We start from the raw sequence: 6,174 nt of genomic DNA, 5'->3' as shown, positions 1-6,174 counted from the left end.
CGCTTGGCCGCATCGGCGAGCCGGAGGAAGTGGCGGAGCTCATCGCTTTCCTGTGCTCGTCAAAAGCCGGCTTCTGCACCGGCGCCGATTACAGGATCGACGGCGGCCTGACCGCCGGCATTGGCGTGAGGTAGTGTCCATGAAGATCGGCCTTGGTCTCTTCGGCCTGGCGACCGGCCTTGGCGCGGCACTCTCGACGCTTGCGGCAAGTCCATGGCTCGAGCGGATGAGTTGTGCCGCCAATTCCGCGCGGCCGTCGTGGCGCTGATGGTCGTAAGCGGCGCGCTGATGATCTGGAAACAGCACGAGGTCGTCCTGGCGCTTTATCACGAGTTTGCTGGCGGTCTCCTGGCCAGTCCGGTCGGACCCGCGTAGGACTAAATCCGCGGTACGGCGGTCTAAATCGACCCGGCCACGAAGACCCCGTAGGTTGGTTCTGCTTTATTACGTGCCGGCAACGCCCGGTGACCTATAGGTCACCCGAAAGACTGCGTCGCCGTTGAGACTCGGTCGCTCAGGTAAAATTCGACAATCTCGGATGCAACTTATGCCAGTTTCCGTCCTTTGTGGTTTTGTGGAACGGTCCTTGGATTTTGATTGCATTGCTTTTTCAGCAACCTCTAATATCAGCCTGTTAAAATCGGCATTCTGGGGAGGAAGTGTCATGCCTAGGGTTTCAGACCTTTTCTTTAAAACAGCTATCGTATGGCTTATTCTGGGGATCGGCGCCGGCTTGCAGATGGCGATCTCGGGCGACCACGGTGCATTTCCTGCACATGCACACATCAATCTGCTCGGGTGGGTCACAAGCGCTATCTTTGGCGGCTACTACGCTCTTAATCCGGTAAAGGCAGCGCGGAGAACCGCAATGGTCCACTACGGCCTTTACAACGTCGGATTGGTGGTAATGCTGCCAGCTCTGTATCTGATGCTGCACCAAGGCTATACGGCGATTGAACCCGTCGTCGCCGTAGGTTCACTGATCGTGGCTGCCGCCGTGCTGGTATTCGCCTTTGTTGTTTTCTCAAGCGCAAGCGAGCGCGTGGTGTCTGGGTTATCGACCGCAACACGCTAAATCGACGGTGCTCGGCAGTAGTATAGAGGGGCGGCATGAGCCGCTGGAGCCGGAAGCCGAGGCTGACCGGCTCCCGCCTGTTTCTGTGGTCACAACGCAACAACGCCCGCTCACGACACCTGCTCCTCAGCCAAATTATCCTCGCTCCCCTATCGGGCTTAGTCGGCCCGAGGCTGCGATTCTGATCAACTCCAAAAACCGAAAGTGAACCCGACTCGCCTACGAGGCCGTTCAAATCCCACTTCTGATGCCCCGCTTTCATCGCGCCGGCCGGCCTGATACCGCGCATCGGAAGCGTGGCGAGACGTTGCAAGTGGCAGAACGATGGTGGCGAAAAGCAATCGCGGCGAAGCCTCCGGCGGTACACAGCGCTGATCCGTCGGGCGCGCCGAGGGCCAGCGCGGTGAACATCGCGGTGCCGATCCAGGCGATGACCTTGCCCGAATGCTGCCGCCGGCAAGCGCCAGCCCCAGTGATATTATCGACTTCATAGCTCAGATCTATCGAGAGGCGTTCGCTGATCACACGAGAGCAGCGACCTGCCACGAGGATGATGCAACGGCGCCTGGATGAAGAAGCTCCCGACCTGGATGCCTTGCTGCAAATCGGCGACGTTCGTTACCATCCGGTTCCGGCTTTGACGGACAAATTGCTGGAGCAATGTCGCCTTCTCCCGGCCTACTTGGTATCAAACCGACGTTGAATCCCTTGGAGACCCGCTTTAAATAGAGGTACTTAAAATCCTAGCTATTGGGAGGTAGCTATGATCGAAAGCCGTACAGACATCGCGCGGGCGATGATCGACGCCACCTTTGTCTCGCGCCATCGCTCTATAAGTGACATCGCCGAAATTCGTCGCGATCTGGACCAGTCCCGGCGGGCAGTCGCTGCATCACGCGACCTTCTAAAGCGGCTGCGCCAGCGCAAGATAGACGAGGCGACCAGAAACGTTGAGCAGCACCCGGTGTCCGCGTTCGATGCCGACATTCTCCGCAAAGTCTTTCAGAAGTTGGTCTTGGAAATGAAGACACCGGAGTGTCAATGGCGCGATCTCGCCCAGACCCTGGTTTACGATTTTACCGGGTGCGAACGCGTTCAGTCCGGCGTGCTGGACTGGATTGTGTGGAAGTAGACCCGCGCTTCAGAATTTCAAACTGATGCACTACCCAGCTCGACAGCAATGCAACACCGCCGATTTCTGCGGAAAGCACGAGGAAGTTAACCAGCAAGGTTGCAATCAGCGGCCAGATAAACGCATTGAAGCCGAACCGTTCACGGATGCCGTCAGCGATGGTGTGATGAATGATCGCGGCGAAGCGGCCGGCCATCTCGACCAGGAAGATCATACAGATCGTGCCGAGCACGACCGCCCAGATGAGCTGGAAGCCGAACAGCGCGCCGGCCTGTGCCGCCGCCGCCATCGACCCGACGTCCAGAAGCCGCCGACGCTGGTGACGACACCGAGCGAGATCTCGAGCAGCTTCTTCATCGGCTCGGCGAGGAATATTGTCGATAGGCAGTAGCCAAGTCGCCTTGCGCGGCGCGAAGCTCCTGTTGCGGCTGTCCGGCCTCGGCGTGCTGTTCGGCCTCGACCCCGTCCTTGGCCCGCTTTGCCGCGTTCGACACCGGGTGAGAGCCTCTGCCAGCCCATCGCGCTTTGCCCGGTCGGACTGAAATGCTGATTCCACTTGCCGGCCGGGGTCGGCGAGTGTCTTGGCAAAAAATTTCAAGACAGAGGATGCGTAGCGGGACGGAGCGGCGCCGGACAGCCAGGCATCACTCAGCAGCACCGCCGCCTCGCCGTCGAGGTTGCAAGTTTCGAATGATGGTCGACGGTATCACCAGCAGAGGGCAGGAAGGCCCGGCTCGGCCGGGCAACGGTGCGCAACATCTTCCCCTCGTTGAAATCACGAAGAAAGCCGCAGCCGTGGGAAAGTGCCTCCGCGCTCGGGATTTGCGCAATCGAGGCGGGCCGGTTTCCATGCCCGACCTAGCTTCGCAAATGTTTTCAACTCATCGGGACAATCATGAGCCGCGACCTTGCCAAGACTTGAGCGCGCCAGAAGCTGGACTATCGCGCTCACCGAACAGAAGAGCGTGGGAAGCGTCCGATTGCCTGTTGCGTCCGCCTCGCGACAAAGGAACTATGAAGCAACTCTCCACTCAGCCTTTTGGAGTTCGAAGCGCTCACCCAGGCAGTTTCGAAACTGTCGAAGGATCATGGCGGAACGCTGGGAGAGGTTGGTGGTCTCTTTGTCCGAAGCCTTGCGCGAAGGAGACACCTATTGACGCGGTGGTCTCGACGCAGAGCAAGGAGACCCGCTAGCCAGCCGGCTTCCCCGAGCCCTCGACATTATCCTGTTCGGGATCGACAGCTTCCAAGGCATCAACGACAGGCGCCAATGAATTCTCTTTCTCGGGACCGGATTCCGCTCCTCTGTTATCTTCGCCGATTTTGTCCAGCGCACGTTGAATGGCGTCTTCAATGTTGCCGACCTCCTGCTCTCGCACCTCGCGACCGTAGCCGGCGGCATCGGCGTCTTGCTCAAATTGCTGCGCCAGCATCGAAACACTGACCTCGGTTTCGGCAGGCAAGTTGCCGACATTCTCCTCCAGCCAGCTGCGCAGGAATTCCTTCGTCGCGTTCATCGATCACCTCCTCGACGCGAGATAACCGGACGATGACGCCAAAGTTCCCTTGAATTCCGAAATCGCAAGGAACAAGGGGCCAACGTGGGGACGGTTCCGCCCCGGGCTAGGACAAGCTCCTTTTCCAGCCCAACATCCCCATCAACGGCCTGACCGATGATGAGATGGTCAGCTTCTTGACGGCGCGCGCCGCATGGCGCGCGTCACCGCGCCCAGCGCTCTCTGGATACGTCTGCTTGAGGCTTTGCATGGTCGGTCCGCCGTGTTGCGGCAGGCCCGCAACACGGGCCTGACAGACCGTCCCGAGGATATGAGGATCGCCTGGACGATCGGTTTGGAACTTAGAAGTCGACGCTATGTTCCGGCAGGTGCTGTTCATTCCTTTACATAGGCGCCGGGCTGACGGCCACTCCTGGGCGCCTTGGCATCCTTGGAATGCTCCGCGACCGCGGGACCAGCGCCTGAGCTTTTTTCGGTCGCCGGGCTCGGCGTCAGCCGCCGCGCGGATTGCGACCCTCCGAATGGTGAGTCTTATCCTCGACCTCGCGCCGTTTGCGGCTAAGGACTGGATCGACGTGAGGTCTTCCGCTGCCGGCGGCGTCCTGGGAAAATTCGTCGCTGGGATCGGGATCGGTGTTCGCCGGATATTTCCTGGCACCTGTCTCGCGACGGTTTTGGATGTTGTTCATGGCTGATCTCCGGGTGATGGAGGAAAACACCGGCGCGAGGGCGGAGTTCCCACATATCGGGCAGCCCGAATTAAGTTCTCCGTGGAACACCCCCCGTACCCGATTAGGCGCGGACAGTAGAGCTCAGCCGTGAGAGGAGCCGGGCATGGACAGGGAAGAACGCATCAGGCAACGCGCCCACGAGATATAGGAACGCGAAGGCCGCCCCGGGCGACGCCAGCAGAAACACTGGGACCGGCTGTCCAGGAGATCGAGCCGGAAAGTCCGGAAGCCGAGCGCGGTCCAGTGGCGCCCGATCCGGCGGTTGGCGTCGGCTCGGACTCGGCCGCCAACAGGCCAGGCGGCGGAAGCCGCTCATGCGTCTTATCACAATTGCGCTCGGCATTCTGGTGGTCGTTCTGATCGCCCTCTGGATTTGGGCTGGCCAGAATAGCGGGCGTCCGGCTGGCGGTTCCCAGCAGCCTTCGCCGCACGCTATCGACCAGAATGGCTGAGAGGATCAGACGCTTCATCGCGCGGCCGTGTCGCCGGCCTTGTGCCGCTTTGCCTTGGCTGGAACCAATCCGCCCGAGTTGGCGCGCAGGCCTCTGAAGAACTCCTCCAAATAGGGCAGCAGTTCGAACAGCACGATAATGATCATCACGGCGGCAATATATGTCACCGGCAGTTGCTGATGTTTCCAAATCAGGTCGAAGCGAGCTTTTTCCGTTCCGGCGCCAAACAGCGCCAGGAACTGGCCCCAATGAAGCGCCACCACGCTGACCAGCCCCATCAGCGGGATCATCTCCAGGAAGCTGTGCACATGCTGCTCGATCGGGCTCACCGTGCGCGCGGTGGTCGCGTAACGCACGTCCCATATCGCCGTCCCTTCATGGATGAAGAAGGAGACGATCATCACGGCGATCACGAAGGCGTTCACCTCGAGGAACATTGCGGCAAGCAGCGGGATCCCGACCTCGGCGAACATCAGCAGATGGATGAGCGATTCCTTCGCACCAGTCGTGGATTCAATGTGGGTCGCACGGTGGCAGAGCCAATCGGCAAAGCCAGCGATCAGCCAGACCGGCAAGACGAAATACATCAGGATGAGAACCATCGGATCGGTAAGCACGACGCGGCTCCTATTTGCCTCCATCCATCGAACCGCACGCCGGCGAAATGGTTCCATGCCTCCGCGACCAGATGGAAGTGCATGCAGCGAACGGCCGGAACGGTTCACCGGTCGCTGCGTTCTAGCATGTGCTTCCCTATGACCTCATCGTCATGCGCCTCGGTTTTGGCGCGTTATGGCTACGGCTTCGCCATGTCGGAATGCGAACTGAAGGGCTCGGGTGTGAGACGCTGAGGGGACTTCAGCTTTGAGCGCGCAGGACGAGTGGCTGCTCGCCAGCAATCTGGCGACGGTCTTCGCCGACTTGGGCGCGATCATCTTGGGACGACCGGTGGCACGCTGGAGCAGGCCCGAGGGTATGCCAAAGCATCGACCTGCACGGCCGCAAAATTTTCCCCGTTGCGGACGATCTGATGCTGCGCGATGTGCCCTTCGTGTTCCTCGGCGGACACGACGACATCGCCTCGCTCCTTCAGACCGTTCGCCACGTCCGACGCAATCAGATACGTCTTCAATGATCATTGCCAAGGGCGCTGCCATGGCGACCCCTGACGGGCGCATCTCTTCCGTCGCACGGCTGATCGTACTCCGCCGGCACGGAAACGCACCACACTTTGCTTCGGAGCTGTTTCAAGTCCCTAACAGGATTT

General features: G+C 60.0%; 9 protein-coding genes. 4 read left to right on the top strand and 5 right to left on the bottom strand.

Annotated elements, in window-relative coordinates; all coding sequences use genetic code 11:
• The 4 genes from CK226_RS33735 to CK226_RS33720 all read left to right on the top strand — a co-directional run.
• Nucleotides 1–134, top strand: a 134-nt coding sequence (locus CK226_RS33735) for an SDR family oxidoreductase (protein WP_143750393.1), incomplete at its 5' end; no start/stop codon positions are given.
• A gap of 5 nt (nt 135–139) precedes the next feature.
• Nucleotides 140–268: a hypothetical protein gene (locus tag CK226_RS36120; RefSeq protein ID WP_280951048.1), complete on the top strand. Its 129-nt coding sequence runs from the start codon at nt 140–142 to the stop codon at nt 266–268.
• Between the two features lie 396 nt (nt 269–664).
• Nucleotides 665–1,075, top strand: coding sequence for a hypothetical protein (locus CK226_RS33730; protein ID WP_095789956.1), 411 nt, complete (start codon nt 665–667; stop codon nt 1,073–1,075).
• A gap of 763 nt (nt 1,076–1,838) precedes the next feature.
• Nucleotides 1,839–2,207, top strand: coding sequence for a hypothetical protein (locus CK226_RS33720; protein WP_095794087.1), 369 nt, complete (start codon nt 1,839–1,841; stop codon nt 2,205–2,207).
• On the opposite strand, the gene CK226_RS33715 is transcribed toward CK226_RS33720, so the two are convergent.
• From CK226_RS33715 to CK226_RS33695, 5 genes are all read right to left on the bottom strand, one after another.
• The gene (locus tag CK226_RS33715; RefSeq protein WP_245437930.1) at nt 2,152–2,496 is read right to left on the bottom strand and encodes a divalent metal cation transporter; all 345 of its coding nucleotides are present in this window, start codon (nt 2,494–2,496) and stop codon (nt 2,152–2,154) included. The genes CK226_RS33720 and CK226_RS33715 overlap by 56 nt on opposite strands.
• Nucleotides 2,497–3,397: 901 nt before the next feature.
• Nucleotides 3,398–3,724 (bottom strand): DUF768 domain-containing protein, encoded by a 327-nt coding sequence (locus CK226_RS33710; RefSeq protein WP_095789958.1) that lies wholly within the window; start codon nt 3,722–3,724, stop codon nt 3,398–3,400.
• A gap of 491 nt (nt 3,725–4,215) precedes the next feature.
• Nucleotides 4,216–4,413, bottom strand: a complete 198-nt coding sequence (locus CK226_RS35905) for a hypothetical protein (protein ID WP_095789959.1) — start codon at nt 4,411–4,413, stop codon at nt 4,216–4,218.
• A gap of 508 nt (nt 4,414–4,921) precedes the next feature.
• On the bottom strand, nt 4,922–5,524 hold the full coding sequence (locus tag CK226_RS33700) for a diguanylate cyclase (protein ID WP_095790034.1): 603 nt from the start codon (nt 5,522–5,524) through the stop codon (nt 4,922–4,924).
• Between the two features lie 314 nt (nt 5,525–5,838).
• Nucleotides 5,839–6,039 (bottom strand): hypothetical protein, encoded by a 201-nt coding sequence (locus CK226_RS33695; protein WP_095789961.1) that lies wholly within the window; start codon nt 6,037–6,039, stop codon nt 5,839–5,841.
• Nucleotides 6,040–6,174: the final 135 nt, after the last annotated feature.

This window comes from Mesorhizobium sp. WSM4311 (genome assembly GCF_002295115.1).
In the GTDB taxonomy this organism is placed as follows: Bacteria; Pseudomonadota; Alphaproteobacteria; order Rhizobiales; family Rhizobiaceae; genus Mesorhizobium.
This window is presented reverse-complemented; position numbering and strand designations above follow the sequence as displayed.